This window comes from Pseudomonas sp. TE3552, assembly GCF_056278945.1.
On record NZ_JBWBQJ010000001.1, the window covers coordinates 653232 to 678640 of the forward strand.

At 60.3% G+C, this 25409-nt stretch carries 25 protein-coding genes and 1 pseudogene; 23 read left to right on the plus strand and 3 right to left on the minus strand.

Going from position 1 to position 25409, the window contains the following annotated elements; genetic code table 11:
• Positions 1–25: 25 nt before the first annotated feature.
• A complete protein-coding gene (locus ACZ9BB_RS02830; protein ID WP_476212446.1) occupies positions 26–958 on the plus strand; it encodes an ABC transporter ATP-binding protein in 933 nt (310 codons plus the stop codon).
• On the plus strand, positions 955–1734 hold the full coding sequence (locus ACZ9BB_RS02835) for an ABC transporter permease (protein ID WP_476212447.1): 780 nt from the start codon (positions 955–957) through the stop codon (positions 1732–1734). The genes ACZ9BB_RS02830 and ACZ9BB_RS02835 overlap by 4 nt, the downstream gene beginning before the upstream one ends.
• A gap of 98 nt (positions 1735–1832) precedes the next feature.
• On the opposite strand, the gene ACZ9BB_RS02840 is transcribed toward ACZ9BB_RS02835, so the two are convergent.
• Positions 1833–2348: a DUF2062 domain-containing protein gene (locus ACZ9BB_RS02840; protein ID WP_476212448.1), complete on the minus strand. Its 516-nt coding sequence runs from the start codon at positions 2346–2348 to the stop codon at positions 1833–1835.
• Between the two features lie 136 nt (positions 2349–2484).
• Here ACZ9BB_RS02840 and ACZ9BB_RS02845 point away from each other — a divergent pair, with 136 nt between their 5' ends.
• The 12 genes from ACZ9BB_RS02845 to ACZ9BB_RS02900 all read left to right on the plus strand — a co-directional run bounded on the left by ACZ9BB_RS02845 (position 2485) and on the right by ACZ9BB_RS02900 (position 13939).
• Complete coding sequence (locus ACZ9BB_RS02845; RefSeq protein ID WP_476212449.1) at positions 2485–4719, plus strand: DNA internalization-related competence protein ComEC/Rec2; 2235 nt, start codon at positions 2485–2487, stop codon at positions 4717–4719.
• 97 nt (positions 4720–4816) lie between these two features.
• Entirely contained in the window at positions 4817–5452 is a 636-nt protein-coding gene (locus tag ACZ9BB_RS02850) for a MotA/TolQ/ExbB proton channel family protein (protein WP_476212450.1), read from the plus strand.
• The gene (locus ACZ9BB_RS02855) at positions 5449–5877 is read left to right on the plus strand and encodes an ExbD/TolR family protein (RefSeq protein WP_105342963.1); all 429 of its coding nucleotides are present in this window, start codon (positions 5449–5451) and stop codon (positions 5875–5877) included. Before ACZ9BB_RS02850 ends, ACZ9BB_RS02855 begins: the two co-directional genes overlap by 4 nt.
• The gene (lpxK, locus tag ACZ9BB_RS02860; RefSeq protein ID WP_476212451.1) at positions 5877–6887 is read left to right on the plus strand and encodes a tetraacyldisaccharide 4'-kinase; all 1011 of its coding nucleotides are present in this window, start codon (positions 5877–5879) and stop codon (positions 6885–6887) included. Before ACZ9BB_RS02855 ends, lpxK begins: the two co-directional genes overlap by 1 nt.
• Positions 6888–6912: 25 nt before the next feature.
• Positions 6913–7098 (plus strand): Trm112 family protein, encoded by a 186-nt coding sequence (locus ACZ9BB_RS02865; RefSeq protein WP_003179363.1) that lies wholly within the window; start codon positions 6913–6915, stop codon positions 7096–7098.
• Entirely contained in the window at positions 7095–7859 is a 765-nt protein-coding gene (kdsB, locus tag ACZ9BB_RS02870) for a 3-deoxy-manno-octulosonate cytidylyltransferase (RefSeq protein WP_476212452.1), read from the plus strand. Before ACZ9BB_RS02865 ends, kdsB begins: the two co-directional genes overlap by 4 nt.
• Positions 7859–8323 carry a low molecular weight protein-tyrosine-phosphatase gene (locus ACZ9BB_RS02875; protein ID WP_476212453.1) on the plus strand — a complete coding sequence of 155 codons (465 nt, stop codon included), beginning with the start codon at positions 7859–7861 and terminating at the stop codon, positions 8321–8323. Before kdsB ends, ACZ9BB_RS02875 begins: the two co-directional genes overlap by 1 nt.
• Positions 8320–9339, plus strand: a complete 1020-nt coding sequence (gene murB / locus ACZ9BB_RS02880) for a UDP-N-acetylmuramate dehydrogenase (protein ID WP_476212454.1) — start codon at positions 8320–8322, stop codon at positions 9337–9339. The genes ACZ9BB_RS02875 and murB overlap by 4 nt, the downstream gene beginning before the upstream one ends.
• Positions 9340–9574: 235 nt before the next feature.
• A complete protein-coding gene (locus tag ACZ9BB_RS02885; protein ID WP_476212455.1) occupies positions 9575–10048 on the plus strand; it encodes a (2Fe-2S)-binding protein in 474 nt (157 codons plus the stop codon).
• A complete protein-coding gene (locus tag ACZ9BB_RS02890) occupies positions 10045–12366 on the plus strand; it encodes a xanthine dehydrogenase family protein molybdopterin-binding subunit (RefSeq protein ID WP_476212456.1) in 2322 nt (773 codons plus the stop codon). Before ACZ9BB_RS02885 ends, ACZ9BB_RS02890 begins: the two co-directional genes overlap by 4 nt.
• On the plus strand, positions 12366–13349 hold the full coding sequence (locus tag ACZ9BB_RS02895; protein ID WP_476212457.1) for an XdhC family protein: 984 nt from the start codon (positions 12366–12368) through the stop codon (positions 13347–13349). Before ACZ9BB_RS02890 ends, ACZ9BB_RS02895 begins: the two co-directional genes overlap by 1 nt.
• Positions 13346–13939 (plus strand): nucleotidyltransferase family protein, encoded by a 594-nt coding sequence (locus ACZ9BB_RS02900; protein ID WP_476212458.1) that lies wholly within the window; start codon positions 13346–13348, stop codon positions 13937–13939. Before ACZ9BB_RS02895 ends, ACZ9BB_RS02900 begins: the two co-directional genes overlap by 4 nt.
• 118 nt (positions 13940–14057) lie before the next feature.
• On the opposite strand, the pseudogene rne reads toward ACZ9BB_RS02900, so the two are convergent.
• Positions 14058–17256 (minus strand): annotated as a pseudogene (rne, locus tag ACZ9BB_RS02905) (ribonuclease E).
• Positions 17257–17955: 699 nt separating this feature from the next.
• Between rne and rluC the strand changes: the two are divergent.
• From rluC to sppA, 3 genes are read left to right on the plus strand one after another with little or no spacing between them, the layout of a single operon-like run.
• On the plus strand, positions 17956–18918 hold the full coding sequence (gene rluC / locus ACZ9BB_RS02910) for a 23S rRNA pseudouridine(955/2504/2580) synthase RluC (RefSeq protein ID WP_476212459.1): 963 nt from the start codon (positions 17956–17958) through the stop codon (positions 18916–18918).
• Positions 18905–19567: an HAD-IA family hydrolase gene (locus ACZ9BB_RS02915; RefSeq protein ID WP_476212460.1), complete on the plus strand. Its 663-nt coding sequence runs from the start codon at positions 18905–18907 to the stop codon at positions 19565–19567. Before rluC ends, ACZ9BB_RS02915 begins: the two co-directional genes overlap by 14 nt.
• Positions 19568–19592: 25 nt before the next feature.
• Positions 19593–20582 carry a signal peptide peptidase SppA gene (gene sppA, locus ACZ9BB_RS02920; RefSeq protein ID WP_476212461.1) on the plus strand — a complete coding sequence of 330 codons (990 nt, stop codon included), beginning with the start codon at positions 19593–19595 and terminating at the stop codon, positions 20580–20582.
• 97 nt (positions 20583–20679) lie between these two features.
• On the opposite strand, the gene ACZ9BB_RS02925 is transcribed toward sppA, so the two are convergent.
• Positions 20680–21258, minus strand: coding sequence for a Maf family protein (locus ACZ9BB_RS02925; protein WP_476212462.1), 579 nt, complete (start codon positions 21256–21258; stop codon positions 20680–20682).
• A 104-nt stretch (positions 21259–21362) separates the two neighbouring features.
• Between ACZ9BB_RS02925 and ACZ9BB_RS02930 the strand changes: the two genes are divergently transcribed.
• The 6 genes from ACZ9BB_RS02930 (at position 21363) to acpP (ending at position 25354) form a co-directional block, all read left to right on the plus strand.
• Complete coding sequence (locus ACZ9BB_RS02930; protein ID WP_004371317.1) at positions 21363–21890, plus strand: YceD family protein; 528 nt, start codon at positions 21363–21365, stop codon at positions 21888–21890.
• 13 nt (positions 21891–21903) lie between these two features.
• Positions 21904–22086, plus strand: coding sequence for a 50S ribosomal protein L32 (rpmF, locus tag ACZ9BB_RS02935; RefSeq protein WP_003179396.1), 183 nt, complete (start codon positions 21904–21906; stop codon positions 22084–22086).
• 4 nt (positions 22087–22090) lie between these two features.
• Positions 22091–23101: a phosphate acyltransferase PlsX gene (gene plsX / locus ACZ9BB_RS02940; protein WP_476212463.1), complete on the plus strand. Its 1011-nt coding sequence runs from the start codon at positions 22091–22093 to the stop codon at positions 23099–23101.
• A 125-nt stretch (positions 23102–23226) separates the two neighbouring features.
• Positions 23227–24165, plus strand: coding sequence for an ACP S-malonyltransferase (gene fabD / locus ACZ9BB_RS02945; protein ID WP_476212464.1), 939 nt, complete (start codon positions 23227–23229; stop codon positions 24163–24165).
• Positions 24166–24181: 16 nt separating this feature from the next.
• The gene (gene fabG, locus ACZ9BB_RS02950; protein ID WP_253550234.1) at positions 24182–24925 is read left to right on the plus strand and encodes a 3-oxoacyl-ACP reductase FabG; all 744 of its coding nucleotides are present in this window, start codon (positions 24182–24184) and stop codon (positions 24923–24925) included.
• A 192-nt stretch (positions 24926–25117) separates the two neighbouring features.
• Positions 25118–25354, plus strand: coding sequence for an acyl carrier protein (gene acpP / locus ACZ9BB_RS02955; RefSeq protein ID WP_003175607.1), 237 nt, complete (start codon positions 25118–25120; stop codon positions 25352–25354).
• Positions 25355–25409 lie beyond the last annotated feature (55 nt).

The following is a 25409-nucleotide window of genomic DNA, read 5'->3' on the forward strand; positions in this document are numbered from 1 at the left end:
TTCCCTTCTTGGTGCGTAATCCGATATGAGTTCCGCTCTGTCCATCCGGCAGCTAACCAAAACCTACGGCAACGGTTTCCAGGCCTTGAGTGGTATCGATCTGGACGTCGCCGAAGGTGACTTTTTCGCCTTGCTCGGCCCCAACGGCGCCGGCAAATCCACGACCATCGGCATTCTCTCGACCCTGGTGAACAAGACCAGCGGCACGGTGAATATCTTCGGTCACGACCTGGACAAGGAACCGGCGGCGCTCAAGCGCTGCATTGGTGTGGTGCCCCAGGAATTCAACTTCAACCAGTTCGAAAAGACGTTCGACATTGTCGTGACCCAGGCCGGTTACTACGGCATCCCGGCGAAAATCGCCAAGGAACGCGCCGAGCAGTACCTGACCCAACTGGGCCTGTGGGACAAACGCGATGTGCCGTCGCGCTCCCTGTCCGGCGGCATGAAGCGCCGACTGATGATCGCCCGTGCGCTGGTTCACGAACCGCGCCTGCTGATCCTCGACGAACCGACGGCGGGGGTGGACATCGAATTGCGTCGCTCGATGTGGACCTTTCTCACCGAACTGAACAAGAAAGGCATCACCATCATCCTCACCACCCACTACCTGGAAGAGGCTGAGCAGTTGTGCCGCAACATCGGCATCATCGACCACGGCACCATTGTCGAGAACACCAGCATGAAACAGTTGCTCAGCCAACTGCATGTCGAAACCTTCCTGCTGGATTTGAAGAATACGGTGCAAGTGGCACCGCAGTTGCTCGGTTACCCGGCCAAACTGATCGACAGCCATACCCTGGAAGTCCAGGTCGACAAGGCCATGGGCATTACCGCGTTGTTCACCCAATTGGCGCAGCAGAACATCGAAGTGTTGAGCCTGCGTAACAAAACCAATCGCCTCGAGGAGTTGTTCGTGTCACTGGTGGAGAAGAATCTGTCGAAGGTGGCGGTATGAGTTCCGAGCTGCAACCCAATCTCGTCGCCCTCAATACCATCGTTTACCGTGAGGTCAAGCGCTTCACCCGGATCTGGCCGCAGACTCTGCTGCCGCCGGCCATCACCATGGTTCTGTACTTTGTGATCTTCGGCAATCTGATCGGTCGGCAGATCGGCGGCATGGGTGGCTTCACCTACATGGAGTACATCGTGCCGGGGCTGATCATGATGTCGGTGATCACCAACTCCTACGGCAACGTGGTGTCGAGTTTCTTTGGCAGCAAGTTCCAGCGCTCCATCGAGGAATTGATGGTGTCGCCGGTGTCGCCGCATACCATTCTGATTGGCTACACCCTGGGCGGCGTGCTGCGCGGGTTGATGGTCGGGCTCATCGTGACGCTGCTGTCGCTGTTCTTCACCACGCTACAGGTGCATCACTTGGGCGTAACCGTTCTGGTGGTGCTGCTGACGGCGACGATCTTCTCGCTGCTGGGTTTCATCAACGCGGTATTTGCACGCAACTTCGATGACATCTCGATCATCCCGACCTTCGTGCTGACACCGCTGACGTACCTGGGCGGGGTGTTTTACTCGATCAGTTTGCTGCCACCGTTCTGGCAGACCGTGTCGCTGGCCAACCCGGTGCTGCACATGGTCAATGCCTTCCGTTACGGCATCCTCGGTGTGTCGGACATCAAGATCAGCGTGGCGATCACCTTCATGCTGATAGCGACCGTGGTGCTGTACATCGGTTGTGCGCGGTTGCTGGTGAGTGGTCGCGGGATGCGTACCTAAGGGCGACCGAGTCGCTTTCATCGCGGGTAAGCCCGCGATGACGTCAGCCCAGACACCGCAAAAAAAACGGCCTCCGCATTGGAGGCCGTTTTACATTCTCACATTCGACTTTTCTTGCGCCGCTTCCACTGCCGACTCACCCACCAGCGCCAATACATCATCACCAGGCAATAGGCGAGGGCTCCCAACACCAGTCCCGTTACCACCGAACCAAGCAAGAATGGTTGCCACAGGGTCGAGAGTTGGCTGCTGATCCATTCCCAGGTCAATTCGTCCGGCAGGCTTCTGGCGGGGACGTCCATCAGCCAGGCGCCGGTCTGGTAAGTACAGAAGAACACGGCTGGCATGGTGATCGGGTTGGTCAGCCAGACCAGGCTGACGGCAATCGGCATGTTGCCGCGCACCACGATGGCGAGGATGGCTGCCAGCAGCATTTGCAACGGGATGGGCAGGAACGCCGCGAACAGACCAACGGCCATGGCCCGAGCGACGGAATGGCGATTGAGGTGCCAGAGGTTCGGGTCATGCAGCAGGGTGCCGAGAAAGCGTAAGGATTTGTGTTCCCTGATGCTGGTCGGGTCTGGCATGTAACGTTTGAATAAGCGCCGGGGCATAAGGCTTCTCGGTCGGTTCAGGCGGCAAGTATGTCTGGATTCTACGAGCCGCCTATTCAGACTTTGTGACAATTGATAACGACGTCTGTGCGGTATGCCGGCTAAGCCTAGAGACGAGACTCTCAAGGACGGGCTTATGCGCACAGGGATGATGGCGCTGGCGTTGGGTTTACTGGCCCTGCGTTTTTTACCGGCACTACCGCCGGCAGGGATATGGCTGTTAATGCCGGTAGCGGGTTTGATGTTGCTGCCGTTTCGAACCTTTCCACTGGCATTTTTTCTGTTCGGTTTCAGTTGGGCGTGTGCGAATGCGCAGTGGGCACTGAGTGATCGCCTGGCGCTGAATCTCGATGGCGAGACTCGCTGGGTCGAAGGTCGTGTGACGGGATTGCCGCAGCAGGCCGAGGGCGTGGTGCGTTTCGAGCTGACCGACAGTCAGTCGCGTCGCACCAGGCTGCCGCGGCACCTGCGCCTGGCCTGGTATGGCGGGCCGCCCGTCAACAGCGGCGAGCATTGGCGGTTGGCCGTCAAATTGAAACGTCCTGCCGGGTTGCTCAACCCGCATGCTTTCGATTACGACGCCTGGCTACTGGCCCGGCGCATCGGCGCCACCGGGACGGTCAAGGATGGCCAGCGACTGATGGACGCGCAATGGGCCTGGCGTGACGGCATCCGTCAGCGTTTACAGGCGTTGGATGCCCAGGGGCGAACGGGGGCGCTGACGGCGTTGGTGCTGGGGGATGGCGCCGGGCTGAGTCGTGAGGACTGGCAGGTGCTGCAAGACACTGGCACCGTGCATCTTTTAGTGATTTCCGGGCAGCACGTTGGGTTGCTGGCGGGAGTGGTGTATCTGCTGATCGCCGGTCTGGCGCGTTACGGCTTGTGGCCCAGGCGTTTGCCGTGGCTGCCTTGGGCATGCGGACTGGCGTTCGCCGCAGCGCTCGGTTATGGGTTGCTGGCCGGCTTCGAGGTGCCGGTGCGTCGAGCCTGCCTGATGATCGGCCTGATGCTGTTGTGGCGGTTACGCTTTCGTCATCTCGGCGCATGGTGGCCGCTGCTGTTGGCGCTTGACGGCGTTTTGCTGCTGGACCCGCTGGCGAGCCTGCAACCGGGTTTCTGGTTGTCCTTCGCCGCCGTGGCAGTATTGATTTTCACTTTTGGCGGTCGTTTGGGCCCCTGGCGCTGGTGGCAAACCTGGACCCGTGCCCAATGGTTGATCGCGATCGGTCTGTGCCCGCTGCTCTTGGTGCTGGGGTTGCCGATCAGTCTCAGCGGGCCGTTGGCCAACCTGCTGGCGGTGCCCTGGATCAGTCTGGTGGTCCTGCCGCCGGCCTTGCTCGGGACACTGTTGTTGCCCATCCCCTATGTGGGCGAGGGGTTGTTATGGCTGGCGGGTGGTTTGATCGATCTGTTGTTCAAGGGGCTGGCATTGATGGCCGGGCAATTGCCCGCGTGGGTGCCGGTGGCAGTCCCGTTGTGGGTATGGGCGCTCGGGATGCTGGGTGCTTTTTTCCTGCTACTGCCGCGAGGTGTGCCGTTGCGCCCATTGGGCTGGCCGATGTTGCTGTTGCTGGTTTTTCCGCCCCGGCACACGTTACCTGAAGGCATTGCCGAGGTCTGGCAGCTGGATGTCGGCCAGGGACTGGCAATCCTGGTGCGCACCCGCCATCACACCCTGCTGTATGACGCCGGTCCACGGTTCGGTGATATCGACCTGGGGGAGCGGGTGGTGTTGCCATCATTGCGCAAACTGGGCGTAAACGGACTCGATCTGATGCTGATCAGCCATGGCGACGCCGATCACGCCGGCGGTGCGCGAGCGATTGCCAGCGGTGTGCCGGTGACGCGGGTATTGAGTGGCGATCCATGGGCCCTGCCTGACGAGCTGCACGCCGAGGGCTGCGAGAGCGGTCGGCAATGGACCTGGGACAAGGTGAGGTTCCAACTCTGGCAGTGGCCGTCGGCCAGCGATAGCAATCAGAAATCCTGCGTGCTGCAGATCGAAGCCAGCGACGAGCGGTTGCTGCTGACCGGCGATATCGATACCGCCGCCGAGCGGGCACTGCTCGACAGTCCATTGGCGGTGCCAACGCAGTGGTTGCAGGCCCCGCACCATGGCAGCCGCAGTTCATCTTCGATGGCGTTACTCAGCGCATTGCAACCCAAGGCGGTGCTGATCTCCCGGGGCAACGGCAATTCTTTTGGCCATCCGCATCCCACGGTCGTGGCGCGCTATCAAAAGCGCGACGTGGCGATCTACGACAGCGCCGAACAGGGTGCCATTCGTCTACAACTGGGGCGCTTCAAACCACCCTGGACGATGCTTCAGGAACGGCGTTTCTGGCGCGATCGACCACCATCGAGCCATTAACCCGCGTTACTAAAGCCCGACCGGATGCGACATCACGGTCTTCGGTGCGTCCACCCCCTATGTTAGAGTGGCGCACTTTTTCGAGGGGACTGTCACTGTGTGGGAATTGGTCAAATCCGGCGGCTGGATGATGCTGCCGATCATTCTGAGTTCCATCGCGGCCATGGCGATCGTCGCCGAGCGTCTGTGGACCCTGCGCGCCAGCCGCGTGACCCCGGAGTACTTGCTCGGGCAGGTCTGGGTCTGGATCAAGGACAACCAGCTCAATAAGGAAAAACTCAAGGAACTGCGCGCCAACTCCCCGTTGGGCGAGATCCTGGCCGCCGGTCTGGCGAACTCCCGGCATGGTCGCGAGATCATGAAGGAGTGCATCGAAGAGGCTGCCGCGCGGGTCATTCACGAGCTCGAACGCTACATCAATGCCCTCGGCACCATTGCTGCCATGGCCCCGTTGCTGGGGCTGCTGGGTACGGTGCTGGGCATGATCGATATTTTCAGTGCGTTCATGGGCACGGGCATGGGCACTAACGCTGCGGTACTGGCCGGTGGTATTTCCAAGGCACTGATCACCACCGCTGCTGGCCTGATGGTCGGTATCCCGGCCGTGTTCTTCCACCGCTTTCTGCAACGCCGGATCGATGAGCTGGTGGTGGGCATGGAGCAGGAAGCGATCAAGCTGGTCGAAGTGGTGCAGGGTGACCGCGACGTGGACCTGGCCGAGGGCAAAGCGTGAAGTTCCGTCGCAAACCGCGGGAAACGATAGATATCAACCTCGCGTCGTTGATCGACGTGGTGTTTATCCTGCTGCTGTTTTTCGTCGTGACCACCACGTTCACCCGTGAAACCCAGTTGCGCGTCGATCTGCCGGAAGCGGTCAGCGGTTCCCCGGCTGAAGACCAGCAGCTCAAGCAACTGGATATTGCCATCAGTGCCGACGGGGCGTACTCGGTCAACAACCAGCTGTTACCGAAGAACGACCTGACCAGCCTGATGGAAGCGCTACAGAAAGAATCCAACGGCGACACCAACCTGCCGCTGTCGATCAGCGCCGATGGCAAGACCCCCCATCAGTCCGTCATCACCGCCATGGATGCTGCCGGCAAGCTCGGGTTCAGCCACTTGCGCATGACCACTGTCGAGGCGGCGCCGGCGTCCTGATGGCCATGTCCGATCGATTGCTCACCGCGTGGTACGAAGGTCATCCGGCGTTGAAGCTGTTGCAGCCTCTGGAATGGCTGTATCGACGCGTGGTCACCGGCAAGCGCGAGCGCTTTTTGGCGGGCGAGGGCGAGATCTACCAATCGCCGGTGCCGCTGATCGTCGTCGGCAACATCACCGTTGGCGGCACCGGCAAGACACCGCTGATTCTGTGGATGATCCAGCATTGCCAGCGCAGCGGTTTGCGGGTTGGCGTGGTCAGCCGTGGTTACGGTGCGAAACCTGCGCAATTGCCATGGCGGGTCGAGGCGGATCAGGGTGCAGACGTGGCGGGCGATGAACCGCTGTTGATCGTCCAGCGCACCGGCGTGCCGCTGATGATCGACCCTGACCGCAGCCGCGCGGTCAAAGCCTTGCTGGCGAGTGAGCCGCTGGACCTGATCCTTTCCGACGACGGCATGCAGCATTACCGCCTGGCCCGGGACCTGGAACTGGTGCTGATCGATGCCGCCCGGGGGCTGGGCAACCAGCGTTGCCTGCCGGCCGGGCCATTGCGCGAACCGATCGAGCGCCTGCAAAGCGTCGATGCAGTGCTTTATAACGGAGCAACGGCCGACCGTGCCGATGGTTTCGCCTTCCAGTTGCAACCCACCGCGCTGGTCAACCTGCACAGCGGCGAACGCCGTCCCCTCGACCACTTTTGCGCCGGACAGGCCTTGCACGCCGTGGCCGGGATTGGCAATCCACAGCGTTTCTTCACGACCCTTGAAACGCTACACTGGCAGCCAGTCCCGCATGCATTCGCCGATCACGCCGAGTACAGCCTGCAGGCCTTGAATTTCACACCGTCATTGCCAGTGGTGATGACGGAAAAGGACGCGGTGAAGTGCCGTGCCTTCGCCGCCGCCGATTGGTGGTACCTGGCGGTCGATGCTGTGCCATCGCCGGCCTTTGTGGCCTGGTTCGATACGCAGCTGATGCGCCTGTTGCCGGCTCGTCTTTTGCCTTAACTCCGTTTTTATCCAGGGAATGCTCATGGACACCAAATTGCTCGATATCCTCGCTTGCCCGGTCTGCAAAGGCCCGCTCAAGCTCAGTGCCGACAAAACCGAACTGATCAGCAAGGGCGCTGGCCTCGCGTACCCGATTCGCGATGGCATCCCGGTGATGCTCGAAAGCGAAGCACGTACCCTGACCACCGACGAGCGCCTGGATAAATGACCACAGCCTTTACCGTCGTCATTCCATCGCGTTTTGCCTCCACCCGTCTGCCGGGCAAGCCCCTGCTGCTGATTGCCGGCAAGCCGATGATCCAGCACGTCTGGGAGCAGGCGAGCAAAAGCAGCGCCCAGCGCGTAGTGGTGGCCACTGACGATGCGCGCATCGTCGAGGCCTGCAACGGCTTTGGTGCCGAAGTGGTGCTGACCCGGGTCGACCACAATTCCGGCACCGACCGTCTGGCCGAAGTCGCGGCGAAACTGGGCCTGGCCCCGGACGCCATTGTGGTCAACGTTCAGGGCGACGAACCGTTGATTCCGCCGAGCGTGATCGATCAGGTCGCTGCCAACCTGGCGGCCCACACCGAGGCACGCATGGCCACCCTGGCCGAGCCGATCGAAGACGTGGAAACCCTGTTCAATCCCAACGTGGTCAAGGTGGTCAGCGACCTCAATGGCCTGGCGCTGACGTTCAGTCGTGCCACCTTGCCGTGGGCTCGCGATGCGTTCGCCGAAAGCCGCGAGCAATTGCCGGAAGGCGTGCCGTATCGCCGCCACATCGGCATCTACGCGTATCGTGCCGGTTTCCTCCAGGATTTCGTCACCTGGGGCCCATGCTGGCTCGAAAACACTGAGTCTCTGGAACAGCTGCGAGCGCTCTGGCACGGTGTGCGGATTCACGTTGCCGATGCGTTGATCGCACCGCCGACCGGCGTCGACACCCCTGAAGACCTCGAGCGCGTTCGTCGCCTGCTGGAGGCCTGATGCGGGTTCTGTTCGTCTGTCTGGGCAACATCTGCCGTTCGCCCACGGCCGAAGGTGTATTGCGGCACAAACTGCGTGAGGCGGGGCTGACCGATCAAGTCGAGGTGGCCTCCGCCGGCACCGGTGACTGGCACGTCGGCAAGCCCCCGGACAAGCGCAGCCAGGCCGCGGCGAAACTGCGCGGTTATGACCTGTCTGCCCAGCGTGCCCAACAGGTGACTCGCGCCGATTTCGCCGCCTACGACCTGATTCTGGCGATGGACAACAGCAATCTGCGCCATCTCAAGGCCCTGCAACCGGCCAAGGGCAAGGCCGAGCTGGACCTGTTCCTGCGTCGCTACCAATCGGAAATCGATGAAGTGCCGGATCCTTATCATGACGGCGACCAGGGCTTCGAGCTGGTACTGGACTTGATCGAGCGCGCCAGCGATCTGCTGGTGATCGAATTGAAGGGACGGCTATGAGTTTGCAGGTTCAATCCGAGGTTTCGCTCAAACCGTTCAACAGTTTTGGCGTGGACGTTCAGGCCCGGCTGTTTGCCGAAGCCCATAGCGACGCCGATGTGTGCGAAGCCCTGGCCTATGGGGTGGAACATGAGCTGCCAGTGCTGGTGATCGGTGGCGGCAGCAATTTGCTGCTGACCGCTGATGTGCAGGCACTGGTGCTGCGCATGGCCACACGGGGGATTCGCCTGCTGAGCGATGATGGCAACCAGGTGGTGATCGAAGCCGAGGCGGGTGAGCCGTGGCATCCGTTTGTGCAGTACACGCTGGCGCAAGGGTTGTCGGGGCTGGAGAACCTCAGCCTGATTCCCGGCACCGTGGGTGCGGCACCGATGCAAAACATCGGCGCTTATGGCGTCGAGATTAAAGACGTTTTTGCCGGCCTGACGGCCCTCGATCGCCAGACCGGCGAGCTGCGGGACTTCTCCCTGGCCGAGTGCAACTTCGCCTACCGTGACAGCCTGTTCAAACAGGAACCGGGGCGCTGGTTGATCCTGCGGGTGCGTTTCACGCTCACACGCACCGCGCACCTGCATCTGGAATACGGCCCGGTTCGCCAGCACCTGACCGAACAAGGCATCGATGACCCGACGCCCACCGATGTCAGCCAGGCCATTTGCAGCATCCGTAATGAAAAGCTCCCGGACCCGGCGGTACTGGGCAATGCCGGCAGCTTCTTCAAGAATCCGTTGGTGCCAGCCGCACTCGTGGTACAACTCAAGGGTGAATACCCGGATCTGGTGGCGTATGCGCAACCTGATGGGCAAATGAAGCTGGCGGCGGGCTGGCTGATTGAACGGGCCGGCTGGAAAGGCTTTCGCGACGGCGATGCCGGTGTGCACAAATTACAGGCACTGGTGCTGGTCAACTACGGCAACGCAACGGGCCTGCAATTGCTGAACCTGGCGCAACGTATTCAGAAAGATATTTCGGAGCGTTTCAACGTCGATCTGGAAATGGAACCCAACCGGTATTGAGGCTACGCTTTCAGGCTGATTCCAAAGCCCTGCACATCTTCAAATGTGCAGGGCTTTTTTGTTAATGCTCAGTTAACTTAGCCACCTAACGATGCAAGCATTTGCTCCACCAAAGGCCCGATGCAGACGTTGTCGTCCGCGTAAGAGAGCCCATTAGCCTGAGTCGATCTGCGTGAAGGAACCCACGCGGCAGATTGCTCGACCCCATAACCTCGATAACTATGCGGGCGTGCCCATGAATACTCTGATTCTCAACGGTCAACCTTACAAAATGGATGTAGCGGACGAGATGCCGCTGCTGTGGGCCATTCGCGATGTGGCGGGGGGCCATCCCGGCACGAAGTTCGGCTGCGGCATGGGCCTGTGCGGTGCCTGTACGATTCATGTCGACGGCCAGCCCGCGCGGGCGTGCATCACGCCCATCAGTTCCGTGACCGGGCAGAATGTCACTACCATCGATGAGCTGCACAACGACCCGATCGGCAAAATTGTCCAGCAAGCCTGGCTCGACACTGTCGTGGCGCAGTGCGGTTTCTGCCAGGGTGGGCAGATCATGTCCGCCACCGCGTTGCTCAAGACCAATCCCAACCCCAGCGACGAGCAGATTGAAGAGGCGATGGTCGGCAATATTTGCCGTTGCGGTACTTATAACCGCATCAAGATCGCTATCCGCCAGGCCTCCACTCACCTGAAGGAGGCCAAGGCATGAGCCGGTTACCCAATGATTTTGCGCTGAGCAACCTCAGCCGCCGCGGTTTCCTCAAAGGCGTGGGCGCCACCAGTGCGCTGGTACTGGCGGCCAGTTGGGGCTGGCAGGACGCGCTCGCCGCCGAAAAAGACAAGAAGTTTGGCGCCGATGGCATGCCCAACGGCTGGATCGATGATCCCAAGGTTTACATCAGCATCGCCGCCGATGGCAGTGTGACTGTGGTCTGTAATCGTTCGGAAATGGGCCAGGGCGTGCGCACCAGCCTGACCATGGTGGTGGCCGATGAGCTGGACGCCGACTGGGCGCAGGTCAAAGTGCAACAGGCGCCGGGCGACGAAGTGCGTTTCGGCAATCAGGACACCGACGGTTCGCGCAGCATGCGTCACTGGTACGAGCCGATGCGCCGTTGCGGTGCTGCCGCGCGGACCATGCTTGAACAAGCGGCTGCCGAGCAGTGGAAAGTACCGGTCGGCGAGTGCCGTGCGCAATTGCACAAGGTTATTCACCAACCGACCGGTCGAGAACTGGGCTACGGCGCGTTGGCCGCTGCAGCCAGCGCGCTGGCGGTGCCGGCTCGCGACAGCCTGCGGCTCAAGCAGCCATCGGAATTTCGCTACATCGGCAAGGAAGGCACCAAGGCCATCGACGGTGCGGACATCGTCAATGGTCGCGCGGTTTACGGCGCCGATGTGCATTTCGATGGCATGCTCTTCGCCACCATCGCCCGCCCGGCGGTCTACGGCGGCAAGGTCAAATCCTTCGATGCCAGCGCTGCGATGAAAGTCCCGGGGGTGATCAAGGTCCTGCAAGTCGAAAGCCGTCCGTTGCCGTCCGAGTTCCAGCCGCTGGGTGGGGTGGCCGTGGTGGCCAGCAATACCTGGGCGGCGATCAAGGGCCGTGAAGCGTTGAAAATCGAGTGGGATGACGGCGCCAACGCCAGTTATGACTCGATCGCCTACCGCAAGGAGCTCGAAGCGGCGTCCCTCAAACCCGGCAAAGTGGTGCGCAATACCGGCAACATCGAGCAGGCCATAGAGAGTGCCGATAGCACCCTCGAAGCCTCTTACTACCTGCCGCACCTGGCGCAATCGCCGATGGAACCGATGGTCGCTATCGCCCGTTTCAAAGACGGTGTTTGTGAGGCCTGGGCCCCAAGCCAGGCGCCGCAAGTCACCCGCGAACGGATTGGCGAGCGGCTCGGCATTCCATTGGATAACGTCACGTTCAACGTCACCTTGCTCGGCGGCGGTTTCGGTCGCAAGTCCAAACCGGACTTCATCATTGAAGCGGCCATTCTGGCCAAGGAGTTCCCGGGCAAGGCCGTGCGGGTGCAATGGACCCGTGAAGACGACATCCACAATTCCTATTTTCACACCGTTTCTGCCGAATACCTGAAGGCCAGCCTGAACAAGGACGGTCTGCCGTCTGGCTGGCTGCACCGCACGGTGGCGCCGAGCATTACCGCGTTGTTCGCGCCGGGCATGAACCATGAGGCGGCTTTCGAGCTGGGCATGGGTTTCACCAACATGGCTTACGCGATCCCCAACGTGCGCCTGGAAAACCCGGAAGCGACGATCCACACGCGGGTAGGCTGGTATCGCTCGGTGTCGAACATTCCCCACGGCTTTGCGATTCAGAGCTTCGTCGATGAACTGGCGCACAAGGCTGGCCAGGATCCGCTCAAGTACCAGATCAAATTGCTCGGCCCGGACCGGCAGATCGATCCGCGTACCTTGAGTGAAGAGTGGAACTACGGTGAATCCCCCGAGCGTTATCCGATCGACACCGCGCGCATGCGCACCGTGCTGGAAACTGCCGCCAAAGCGGCCGGTTGGGGCCGTGAGTTGCCCAGGGGCCGAGGCCTGGGCCTGGCGGTGCATTACAGCTTCGTCACGTATGTGGCGGCGGTGATCGAGGTCGAAGTCAAAGACGATGGCACGCTGATCGTACACAAGACTGACATCGCCGTGGATTGCGGCCCGCAGATCAACCCCGAGCGGATTCGCTCGCAGTTCGAAGGTGCCTGCGTGATGGGCCTGGGTAATGCGGTGCTGGGGGAAATCAGCTTCAAGGACGGCAAGGTTCAGCAGGACAACTTCCACATGTATGAAGTGGCGCGCATGTCACTGGCGCCGAAGGAAATCGCCGTGCACCTGGTTACGCCACCGGGCAGTGTGCCGTTGGGCGGTGTCGGTGAGCCGGGCGTGCCGCCGATTGCGCCAGCGCTGTGCAATGCGATCTTCGCTGCCACTGGCAAGCGCATCCGTAACCTGCCGGTGCGCTATCAACTGCAAGGCTGGCAGAAGGCGCAAGCCTGATGGACAGCGTCGATCTGAACGTCCTGCGCAGCGTGCTGCAATGGCGCCGCGCCGGTCAGCGGGTGATGTTGTACAGCGTGGTCCAGACTTGGGGCACCGCGCCCCGAGCCCCTGGCGCCATGCTGGCCTTGCGTGAAGATGGCGTGGTAATTGGCTCGGTGTCCGGTGGCTGTGTCGAGGATGACCTGATTGCCCGGCTGCACGATGGCCGTATCCCGGCCGACGGGCCGCCGGTGCAGTTGATTACTTATGGCGTTACCCGTGAGGAGGCCGCACGGTTTGGTTTGCCGTGCGGTGGCACGTTGCGCCTGACCGAGGAGCGCGTCGGCGATCCGACGTGGGTCGCCCAATTGCTGGCGCGCTGCGAGGCGCATGAAATCGTAGCGCGTGAGCTGAATCTGCAGACCGGTGACGTGGTGTTGCAGGCGGCGGGCAAGACCGACGCGTTGGTGTTTGACGGACAGACCTTGCGCGCCATTTATGGTCCGCGCTGGCGGTTGCTGCTGATCGGCGCCGGACAACTGTCGCGCTACGTTGCCGAGATGGCGCGGCTGCTGGATTTCGAAGTACTGATCTGCGATCCGCGCACCGAGTTCGTCTACGGTTGGGAAGAGCAACACGGTCGCTTTGTCCTGGGCATGCCCGACGAAGCGGTGCTGAGCATCCAGACCGACGAACGTACGGCTATTGTCGCGCTGACCCACGATCCGCGCCTGGATGACATGGCGCTGCTCACGGCGCTGGACTCCAAGGCGTTTTATGTCGGTGCGCTGGGTTCGCGGGTTAATAGCCAGAAGCGCCGGGACAACCTGGCTCAGCTAGGCTTGTCACAACAGGCCATCGAGCGCTTGCACGGCCCGATCGGTTTGCACATCGGCAGCCATACACCGGCGGAAATCGCCTTGTCGCTGCTGGCCGAGATTGTGGCGATCAAGAACGGCGTCGAGCTGAAACACAAGAGGCCGTTGCAGGAGGGCGTATGAGCGATTCCATCGGCGTCATCATCCTGGCCGCCGGGCAGGGCAATCGGTTTCGACAGGCGGCGGGTGACGATAAGGACAAGCTACTGGTGGAATGCACTGCGCGTGATGGCCTCACCGTGCATTCGATGATCGAGCAGGTGCTGGTGAATCTGCCGGCCGCGCTTGAGAAGCGCGTGTTGGTGACCACGGCGGAGCGCCCGCAAGTGATTCGCATGGCTCAGGCCTATGGTTGCGAGATTGTGCGGATCGAGTCGACCGGTCTGGGTGATAGCATTGCAGCGGGTGTGGCGGCGTGCTCGCAGCTCGCTGGCTGGCTGATTATGCTGGGGGACATGCCGTTTATCCTGCCGTCCAGCATCGAGCAGGTCGTTGCAAATATCGCCGATGATGCCATCAGCGTGCCGGTGCATGAGGGGCAATATGGGCATCCGGTGGGGTTCGGGCGAAGCTTCGGCCCAGGATTGATGGCGTTGACCGGTGATCACGGCGCCAAGTCGCTGTTCGCACAGGCGAGGGTGGTCGAGGTGGCGGTGGAGGATCCGGGGGTGTTGTGGGATGTGGATGTGCCAGAGGCGTTGATCTTCGCCTGATGGATCGCCATCGCGTGGCTTGCCCGCGATGAACGAAAACGCGGTCCCGCTACTTCCCCGCAAACATAAAAAAGCCCCGCCTGGATCACCAGGCGGGGCTTTTTAGTGGCCGATGGAATCAGGCGAGGGGTTTAGGCTCGTGTTCTTTTTCCAGGGCTTGCTCGTGTTGCTCTACCGCTTCCTGAACGGAGAGCGGTGCTTCGTCGATCACGGACTCAACCGGCTCGGCAGGGACTTCAGCGGCCGGGGCAGGGGCTGCCTCGACGACTTCAGCAACAACCGGTGCTGGCTCGGCAGCGGCCGGAGCAGCAGCGGCAGCCAATTCGGCTTCCTTCTGCAGGCGCTCGGCTTCACGCTTGCGACGACGCACTTCACGCGGATCGTTCGGCGCACGGCCACTTGGCGTCAGGGCGCTGACAGGGGCGGCTTCAACCACTGGTGCGGCCACTTCGGCAACCACCGGCGCTTCAACCACCGGAGCAGGCTCGGCAGCAGCAACCACTGGCTCAGAGACCACGGCTTCAGCGACCGGGGCTTCAGCAACGGGTGCTGGAGCTTCGACAGCTACCGGTGGCTCGGCAACCCAGTTGAACGTGGTTTGTTCTTCGCGAACTTCACGCACCGGTTCAGCCGCTGGCGCTTCAACTACAGGCTCTGCGGCAACCACTGGCTCAGCAACGACGGTCGGTTCAGCGCCAGCTTCAACTTCAGGCTGTGCTTCACGAACCGGTGCCACTTCGATTTCCGGAGCGGCGGTGACTGCTACCGGCGTGGTCGCTTCGACGACTGGCGCTTCAACTGGAGCAGTTTCCAGCGTGGCGGCAGTGGCGCGTTCGGCTTGCGCGTTGGCTTGTGCTTCGGCTGGAGCACTGATCACGGTGCTGGCAACGGCGGCGGTAACCGCCAGGCCGGCGGCCAGATCGGCAGCGCTTGGCGCTTCGGCGTTTTCAGCTGATTCGGACTCTTCCGAGCCTTCGATCACATTACCGTTGGCATCGCGCTGACGCTCACGACGGTTGCTGCGACGACGCTGGCCACGGGAGCGGCGGCGTGGACGATCGCCCTCGGCGTTCTCCTGACCGTCTTCCTGCAGTTGCTCTTCGTTGGTTGGCAGCTCTTCTTCGGCAACGGCGGCAGCGGCTTGCTCGACGCGTGGTTGACGCTCTTCACGCGGTGGGCGTGGAGCACGTTCTTCGCGTGGCTGACGGGCCGGACGCTCTTCAGCGTTGGCAGCGGCGGCCGGAGCGGCATCCAGAGGTTCGCGCAGTTCACGAACCGGGCGTTCTTCACGCTCGCCACGTGGCTTGCGATCTTCACGCGGAGCGCGTGGTGCACGTTCTTCACGAGGGGCGCGAGGTGCACGCTCTTCGCGGGCTACTGTCGGTGTTTCTTCACGGGCTTCGCGTGGTTGACGCTCTTCGCGCGGTTCACGTGGTGCGCGTTCTTCACGCGGTGCACGTTCCTCACGAGGTTTGCGCTCTTCATCGCGGCGACCATTACGGTTGCGGCTCTGCTGACGACCGTTGCGACGCTCTTCATTACGAGCAGGACGTTCGATGGCAGGCTTTTCAACCACAACCGGCGCAGCAGGCGTTTCCTTGGTCGCGAACAGGCTGACCAGCGACTTCACCAGGCCCTTGAACAGGCTTGGCTCAGGCGCGGCGGCCGGTGCAGCCACCGGAGCGGCGACGACTTCGGTCGGAACCGGAGCGTTGGCGCGGGCCGGAGCCGTCTTGACCGCGGCTTCCTGGCGAACCAGGGTGCGGGTCGCGGCAGCTGGCTGGACTTCTTCGACTTCGGCAGCGGCAGCGGCGATCTCGTAGCTGGACTGGCCGACCGCGGCTTCCGGGCTGTCATCGCGCAGGCGCTGAACTTCGAAGTGCGGCGTTTCGAGGTGATCGTTCGGCAGAATGACGATGCGGGCACGGGTGCGCAGTTCGATCTTGGTGATCGAGTTGCGTTTTTCGTTGAGCAGGAACGCCGCCACCGGGATCGGCACTTGTGCGCGAACTTCGGCGGTACGGTCTTTCAGGGCTTCTTCTTCGATCAGGCGCAGGATCGCCAGCGACAGCGATTCAACGTCACGGATGATGCCGGTGCCGTTGCAACGCGGGCAGACGATGCCGCTGCTTTCGCCCAGCGATGGACGCAGGCGCTGACGGGACATTTCCAGCAGGCCGAAGCGCGAGATGCGACCGACTTGCACGCGAGCGCGGTCGGCTTCCAGGCATTCGCGGACTTTCTCTTCCACGGCGCGCTGGTTCTTGGCAGGGGTCATGTCGATGAAGTCGATGACGATCAGGCCGCCGATGTCGCGCAAGCGCAACTGACGGGCGATTTCTTCGGCGGCTTCAAGGTTGGTCTGCAGGGCGGTTTCTTCGATGTCGCTGCCTTTGGTGGCGCGCGCCGAGTTGATGTCGATGGACACCAGGGCTTCGGTCGGATCGATGACGATGGAACCGCCGGAAGGCAGTTCGACGACGCGCTGGAAGGCGGTCTCGATCTGGCTTTCGATCTGGAAGCGGTTGAACAGCGGAACGCTGTCTTCGTAGAGTTTGATCTTGCTGGCGTACTGCGGCATCACCTGGCGGATGAAGGTCAGGGCTTCGTCCTGGGCTTCAACGCTGTCGATCAGCACTTCGCCGATGTCCTGGCGCAGGTAATCGCGGATGGCGCGGATGATCACGTTGCTTTCCTGGTAGATCAGGAACGGCGCGGAACGATCCAGCGAAGCTTCTTTGATGGCGGTCCACAGTTGCAGCAGGTAATCGAGGTCCCACTGCATTTCTTCGCTGCTGCGGCCAAGGCCGGCGGTGCGAACGATCAGGCCCATGTCGGGCCGGGGCAACCAGGCCGTTCAGGGCTTCACGCAGTTCGTTGCGCTCTTCACCTTCGATGCGACGGGAGATACCGCCGGCACGCGGGTTGTTCGGCATCAGAACCAGGTAACGACCGGCCAGGCTGATGAAAGTGGTCAGGGCGGCGCCCTTGTTGCCACGTTCTTCTTTTTCGACCTGAACGATGACTTCCTGGCCTTCGCTCAGGACGTCCTTGATGTTGACGCGGCCTTCAGGGGCTTTCTTGAAGTATTCGCGGGAGATTTCTTTGAGGGGCAGGAAGCCGTGGCGCTCAGAGCCGAAATCGACAAAGGCAGCCTCAAGGCTTGGTTCGATGCGAGTGATGCGGCCTTTATAGATGTTGGCCTTTTTCTGCTCGCGTGCACCGGATTCGATGTCCAGGTCGTAGAGGCGTTGGCCATCTACCAGTGCAACACGCAACTCTTCGGGTTGAGTTGCGTTAATCAGCATTCTTTTCATGTAGTACCGTCGGTTTCCGGGCTGCCGGAAACGGCGTTCGGCACACACGACTTCTCACGGTCGGTGTCAGGTGCGTCGGGAGTGGTTGGCCATTCCCGTGTCCAGCGATGTTCGACCAATTGGGCCGGTATCGCGACGTACGCGTCCTGCTTGCTGTGGCTACTTAAGCACTCAGTCAGGAGGAGGAATCAACCGGCGGCTGTGGACGAGATGAAGCGTCTTGATAAAGCCTATTGCTACACAGTCCAGCGGTTGTGCATCTCCACCCTACACGTATCCCTGATAATTCGGGTGCTGCCGCGCGCAGAATCCGCAGCGGGTTGGCATTTACCGTGAGCTCCGAAAGGGGAGGTCACGCATCATGGCTAATTTAGGCGTTGTTTCCGAAGCGTTCGCTCGGGGTCGTTCGCAGCTGACTGCACTTTGTGAACTGGCCGTGAATATTTGCTCGGAAGGCGAGTGAAAACTCTGCTTTGCGGCATGATTCAGGCCTTATGTCACCTGCGCTTGTTACAACTGAAAACTCTGCCGTTACGTAGCGAAAGCCCCGTAGGACGGCCTCTCGTCCTCGTGAATTGCGTTGGTCAGGGCCGGTTTTTGACCGTTGGTCCGCTGTCCAGCCGCTTTTGGCGGCGTTCGCGACTATAGCAGCAATGATTAAGTGCTTCAATTCCATAAAAAATTGTTATCATCCGCACCATGACGACTACTGCCCCTTCGACCCCAGGCGTACAACTGCTTGAGGTCTCGCCGGAATATGCCGGCCAACGTATTGATAATTTCCTTCTCGCTCGGCTCAAAGGCGTGCCCAAGACCTTGATTTACCGCATTTTGCGCAAAGGCGAAGTGCGAGTGAACAAAGGTCGGATCAAGCCCGAATACAAGCTGCAGGCGGGCGATATCGTGCGCGTGCCGCCCGTTCGCGTGCCTGAGCGCGACGAACCTGTGCCGCTGGCCCAAGGTCTGCTGCAGCGACTCGAAGCCTCGATTGTCTATGAAGACAAGGCGCTGATCGTGGTCAACAAGCCTTGCGGCATTGCGGTTCATGGTGGCAGTGGCTTGACCTACGGCGTGATTGAAGCCTTTCGTCAGTTGCGTCCGGATTGCAAGGAACTCGAACTGGTTCATCGTCTCGATCGTGATACCTCCGGCCTGCTGATGATTGCCAAAAAGCGCAGCATGCTGCGCCACTTGCACACGGCATTGCGCGGCGATGGTGTCGATAAGCGCTATATGGCGCTGGTGCGCGGCAACTGGGCGGCCTCGATCAAGCAAGTCCGTGCGCCGCTGGGCAAGAGCAATCTGCGCTCCGGCGAGCGCATGGTCGAGGTGGACGAGGAGGAGGGCAAGGAGTCTGTGACCGTGTTCAAGGTGCTGCGTCGCTTTGGCGACTTCGCCACCATGGTCGAGGCCAAACCGATCACTGGTCGAACTCACCAGATCCGTGTCCATACTCTGCATGCCGGCCATTGCATCGCTGGTGATACCAAGTATGGCGATGAAGGTTTCAGCAAAGAGATTCGTGACCTGGGCGGCAAGCGCCTGTTCCTGCATGCGTACATGTTGACTGTGCCGCTGCCTGACGGCGGTGAGCTCAAGTTGCAGGCGCCAGTCGACGAGATGTGGGCCAAGACCGTGGAGCGATTGAGTGCGCCCATCTGATTACAAGCTGCTGATTTTCGATTGGGACGGCACGCTCGCAGACTCCATTGGTCGGATTGTCGAGGCGATGCATGTGGCGTCCGAGCGCTCCGGCTTTCAATTGCGCGACGACTTTGCCGTCAAAGGCATCATAGGTCTCGGCTTGCCCGAAGCGATTCGCACCTTGTATCCCGAAATCAGCGATGCCGAGCTGGTCGCGTTCCGGGATTATTATGCGCAGCACTACATTGCGTCGGAGGCTGTGCCTTCGCCGCTGTTCGAAGGTGTACTCGAGTCGATGGACGCCTTTCGTGCCGAGGGCTATCACCTGGCGGTTGCTACCGGCAAGGCCCGGCGTGGGCTGGATCGGGTGCTGAAGGCGCACGGCTGGGAAAATTATTTCGATATCACTCGTGCAGCTGATGAGACGGCCAGCAAACCCCATCCGCTGATGCTCGAGCAAATTCTTGCCCATTGCGAGGTTCGCCCGGAACAGGCGCTGATGGTCGGGGACTCATCGTTTGATCTGCAGATGGCGCACAATGCTGGCATGGATTCGGTGGCGGTCAGCTATGGCGCCCAATCGATCGACGCGTTGAAGTTATTTGAGCCGAGACTGGCCATTGATCGTTTTTCAGAATTGCATGCCTGGCTGAATCAGCGGGCTTAATCGGTTTTTTGCAGGGGTAGAGGTCATGACCGACGAATGGAAAGCGCCCGCCAAAGCGAGTGCAGAGAGCGGTGACGAGAAAAGCTGGAAGCTACTGGAAAAGACCCTGCTGGCCGGCGTGCAGGAACAGCGTCGGTCCCGTCGCTGGGGGATTTTCTTCAAGTCGTTGACCTTTGCGTACCTGTTCGCTGCGTTGATTCTGTTATCGCCACTGATAAGCATGGAAAAAGGCGCGGCCCTCGGCTCCGGCTATACCGCGCTGATCGACGTAACCGGGATGATCGCCGACAAAGAGCCAGCCAGTGCCGACAATATCGTCGGCAGTCTGCGTGCGGCCTTCGAGGACAAGAAGGTCAAGGGTGTGATTCTGCGGATCAACAGTCCGGGCGGCAGCCCGGTGCAGTCGGGTTATGTCTACGACGAGATCCGCCGTTTGCGCGGCCTGAATCCGGATACCAAGGTTTACGCGGTGATCTCGGATCTGGGGGCTTCCGGTGCCTATTACATTGCCAGCGCGGCTGATCAGATTTACGCCGACAAGGCGAGCCTGGTGGGTTCCATTGGTGTGACAGCGGCCGGTTACGGTTTTGTCGGCACCATGGAGAAACTGGGTGTCGAGCGCCGTACCTACACCTCCGGCGAACACAAATCATTCCTCGATCCGTTCCAGCCGCAGAAACCTGAGGAAACCCTGTTCTGGCAGAGCGTGCTCGATACTACTCATCAGCAGTTCATCAGCAGCGTCAAGAAAGGCCGGGGTGATCGCCTGAAGGATAAAGAACATCCGGAATTGTTCTCCGGGCTGGTCTGGTCGGGTGAGCAAGCGCTGTCGCTGGGCTTGATCGATGGTCTGGGTAATGCCAGTTCGGTTGCGCGTGATGTGATCGGCGAGAAAGAGTTGGTCGATTTCACCGTTGAGGAATCGACATTCGATCGCTTCTCGAAAAAGCTCGGCTCCAGCGTGGCTGAGCATTTGGCAATGTGGATGGGCTTCCAGGGGCCAGCGTTGCGCTGATCACCAGGTTGCATAAACAAGCCGGCCCCGCGTGGCCGGTTTTTTGTGTCGCGGTCTCTGTAGCAGCTGACGAAGCCTGCTGCTACAGAAATACGGTTCAGGGAATTTGCACGTCTTCGGCCAGCAACATGTCGATCAGGCGAATCAGGGGCAGGCCGATCAGGCTGGTGGCGTCAGGGCCTTCGGTGCTTTGAAACAGGCTCACTCCCAAACCCTCGGCCTTGAAGCTGCCTGCGCAATCGTAGGGCTGCTCGGCGCGCAGATAGCGTTCGACGCGCGCTGCATCGAGCGTGCGCATGTGTACGGTAAACGGCACGCAGTCGACCTGGCAGAGGCCGGTCTGGCTGTTAAGCAATGCCAGGCCGGTCAGGAACGTCACGCTCGCGCCGCTGGATGCCAATAGTTGTTCACGGGCCTTTTCGAAGGTATGGGGCTTGCCGATGATTCGCTTGCCGAGTACCGCGACCTGATCCGAGCCGATGATCAGATGAGCGGGATGACTGTCTGCCAGTGCGCGGGCTTTTTCTTCGGCGAGGCGTTTTACCAGGTCGATGGCTGACTCGTCCGGGCGATGACTTTCGTCGATATCCGGCGAGCTGCACGTGAACGGCAGCTGCAAACGGGCCAGCAATTGCTGGCGATAGGCCGAGCTTGAAGCGAGTAATAAAGGCAGCATGCGCATCTCCAAAGGGCTGGGGCGAATTCTAACGCAGGCTCAAGTGGCGCACAGGGCTGAATTTCCTTTGACATGGCCGGGGGCATCCCTATAATGCTGCGCCTATGTTGAATGACCCGATTCCACCTCACGTTGACCCGCGCAAATTGGCTGACCGTGGCACCACCCTTCAAGGTGAACTGCTGCTGGCCGATTTGGAGAGACTCTGCGACCCGCTTTCCGATACTGTCGGTACGGTGCAGGCTAAATTCGTTTTTGAACGAGATGAACGTAAGTCTGTGGTAATCCACAGCTTTATCGACACCGAAGTCAAAATGGTTTGCCAGCGTTGTCTTGAGCTGGTCACCCTGCCGATCCATAGCGAATGCAGTTATGCTGTGGTGAAGGAGGGTGCGAATACCCAGTCGTTGCCGAAAGGTTATGACGTGCTGGAACTGGGCGAAGATCCTTTGGATCTGCAGTCACTGATCGAGGAGGAGCTTCTGCTCGCCTTGCCCATTGTGCCTGCTCATCATCCGGAAGAATGCCAGCAGCCGGCGGGTCTCGATGAGCCCGAACCGAGCGAGGACGAGGTAACGCGGTCCAACCCGTTCAGTGTATTGGCGCAGTTAAAGCGTGACCCAAACGTTTAGGAGTTAATCAATTATGGCTGTTCAGCAGAACAAAAAATCCCGCTCTGCCCGTGACATGCGTCGTTCGCACGACGCTCTCGAGGCTAGCACCCTGTCTGTAGAAAAAACCACCGGTGAAGTTCACCTGCGTCACCACGTATCGCCAGAAGGCGTATACCGTGGCCGTAAAGTGATCGACAAGGGCGCTGACGAGTAATCACTTGTCCGCTCAAGTCATCGCGATTGACGCAATGGGCGGGGACTTCGGTCCCCGCAGCATTGTTCAGGCCAGCCTTGCTTGCCTGTCTGCTACACCCTCGCTGCATCTGACCCTCGTCGGTCAACCCTCCCTTCTTGAAGAATTGATTGCCAGCCATTCGGCGGTGGATCGCGCGCGTCTGTCGATTACGCCAGCGAGCGAAGTTATCACCATGGACGAAAAGCCAGCCCAGGCCTTGCGCGGCAAACCGGATTCATCGATGCGCGTGGCACTGGAGTTGCTGCGAGACGGCAAGGTCCAGGCTTGTGTCAGTGCTGGTAACACTGGTGCGCTGATGGCTTTGTCACGGTTTGTCCTCAAGACTTTGCCGGGCATCGATCGGCCGGCAATGATCGCGGCCATTCCGACGCAGAAGGGCTACTGCCAGTTGCTCGATCTGGGTGCCAACGTCGATTGCAGTGCCGAGCACTTATTGCAGTTTGCAGTGATGGGCTCGGTCGCGGCAGAGACCCTGGGTATCGTTCGCCCAAGGGTCGCATTGCTGAACATCGGCACCGAAGACATCAAGGGCAATCAGCAAGTCAAGCTGGCTGCCACCCTGTTACAGGGCGCTCGCGGCATCAATTACATCGGTTTTATCGAGGGCGACGGTTTGTATCGTGGCGAGGCGGATGTGGTGGTGTGTGACGGTTTTGTCGGCAATATCCTGCTCAAGTCCAGCGAAGGCCTGGCGACCATGATTGCCGGGCGTATCGAGGCCTTGTTCAGGAAAAATTTCGCATCGAAAGTGGTGGGTGCTCTGGCGCTGCCGCTGATGAAACGCTTGCAGGCCGAACTGGCGCCAGCGCGACATAACGGCGCAAGTTTCCTCGGTTTGCAGGGAATTGTCGTAAAAAGCCACGGTTCGGCAGGGGTTCAGGGTTTCCAGAGTGCCATTCAGCGCGCCTTGATCGAAATCCAGGAAAACTTGCCGGAGCGGCTTCATGGGCGCCTGGAGGATTTGTTGCCTTAGGCGTTTTCGTCGGACAATGCTTAAATGTGACCGCTCAGTTCAATTAGCCATCCAACTGTCAGTTTCTTGCGTTCCCCAAGCGGAACGTCAATTCTCCGGCGATAAGATCATTAGGGGCTTGTTAAATGTCTGCTTCCCTCGCATTCGTCTTTCCAGGACAGGGTTCGCAGTCCCTCGGCATGCTGGCCGAGTTGGGCGCGCAACACCCGGTGGTCCTCGAAACATTCAAAGAAGCCTCCGCTGCCCTGGGTTACGACCTGTGGGCTCTGACCCAGCAAGGGCCGGAAGAGCAACTCAATCAAACCGATAAAACCCAGCCGGCCATTCTGACCGCCTCGATCGCCCTGTGGCGCCTGTGGCTGGCTGAAGGTGGCGCGCGTCCGGCTTACGTTGCCGGTCACAGCCTGGGCGAGTACAGCGCTCTGGTGGCTGCGGGCAGCCTGAGCCTGGGCGACGCGGTGAAACTGGTAGAGCGTCGTGGTCAGTTGATGCAGGAAGCCGTTCCGGCCGGGCAGGGCGGCATGGCCGCGATCCTTGGCCTGGAAGACGCCGACGTGCTGGCTGCCTGTGCCGAAGCGGCGCAAGGCGAAGTGGTCAGCGCGGTCAACTTCAACTCCCCGGGCCAGGTGGTGATCGCTGGCGCCAAGGCTGCGGTCGAACGCGCTATCGAAGGCTGCAAGGCGCGTGGCGCCAAGCGTGCCATGCCGTTGCCGGTCAGCGTGCCGTCCCACTGCGAATTGATGCGTCCGGCCGCTGAGCGGTTCGCCGAGTCGATCGCGGCGATCGACTGGCAGGCACCGCAAATCCCTGTGGTACAGAACGTCAGCGCCAACGTGCCGGCCGATCTGGAAACCCTCAAGCGCGATTTGCTTGAGCAGCTTTACAAGCCTGTACGCTGGGTCGAGTCGATCCAGGCGCTGGCGGCCAAGGGTGCGACCCAACTGGTCGAGTGCGGCCCTGGTAAAGTGCTTGCCGGTCTGAACAAACGTTGCGCCGAAGGCGTGTCGACCTCTAACCTCAATACCCCAGACGCTTTCGCTGCCGCCCGTGCAGCGCAGGCCTGAACAAGGAGAAGCTTGCATGAGTCTGCAAGGTAAAGTTGCATTGGTCACCGGTGCCAGCCGTGGTATCGGCCAGGCTATCGCCCTGGAGCTGGGTCGTCAGGGTGCCATCGTTATCGGCACCGCCACGTCCGCTTCGGGTGCCGAGCGTATCGCCGCTACCCTGAAAGAAAACGGTGTTCAGGGCACTGGGCTGGAGCTCAATGTCACCAGCGACGAGTCCGTGGCGGCCGTGTTGGCGAGCATTCAGGAGCAATTCGGCGCGCCGGCGATCCTGGTCAATAATGCCGGTATCACCCGCGATAACCTGATGATGCGCATGAAAGACGACGAATGGCATGACGTCGTCGATACCAACCTGAACAGCTTGTTCCGCCTGTCCAAGGGTGTTTTGCGCGGTATGACCAAAGCCCGTTGGGGACGAATTATCAGTATTGGTTCGGTTGTGGGTGCCATGGGCAACGCAGGCCAAGTAAACTACGCTGCCGCGAAGGCCGGTCTGGAAGGTTTCAGCCGTGCGCTGGCGCGTGAAGTCGGTTCGCGTTCGATTACGGTAAACTCGGTGGCTCCAGGGTTCATCGACACCGATATGACCCGCGAACTGCCCGAGGCACAGCGTGAAGCCTTGCAGACGCAAATTCCGCTGGGTCGTCTGGGGCAAGCTCAAGAGATCGCGTCTGTGGTCGCTTTTCTTGCGTCCGACGGTGCGGCTTACGTTACTGGGGCTACAATCCCGGTGAACGGCGGGATGTACATGAGTTAAATGTGACGGATTGCTTCAAAAAAATGTCATACGAGCTGTCTAAAATCCGTTATAAAGCTGCAATCTATTTTATAGACAGAGGGTCACGGGGTTTGAGGAGTGAAGCTTTCAGTTGAAAAGCTGAAAAGTCTTTCTATACACTTACCCACTGGCCAGCTGCCTGAATTTGTCCATTAGGAGTGAAAACAAGGTATGAGCACCATCGAAGAGCGCGTCAAGAAAATCGTTGCTGAGCAACTGGGCGTTAAAGAAGAAGAAGTGGTCAACACTGCTTCCTTCGTTGAAGACCTGGGTGCCGACTCCCTTGACACCGTTGAGCTGGTGATGGCTCTGGAAGAGGAATTCGAGACCGAAATCCCTGACGAAGAAGCTGAGAAGATCACTACTGTTCAAGCAGCCATCGACTACGTTACCAGCCACCAGGCGTAATAGTTTTTAGTCGTCGCTCGCTGTCATGGAAAAACCGCACTGCCATCATGGCGTG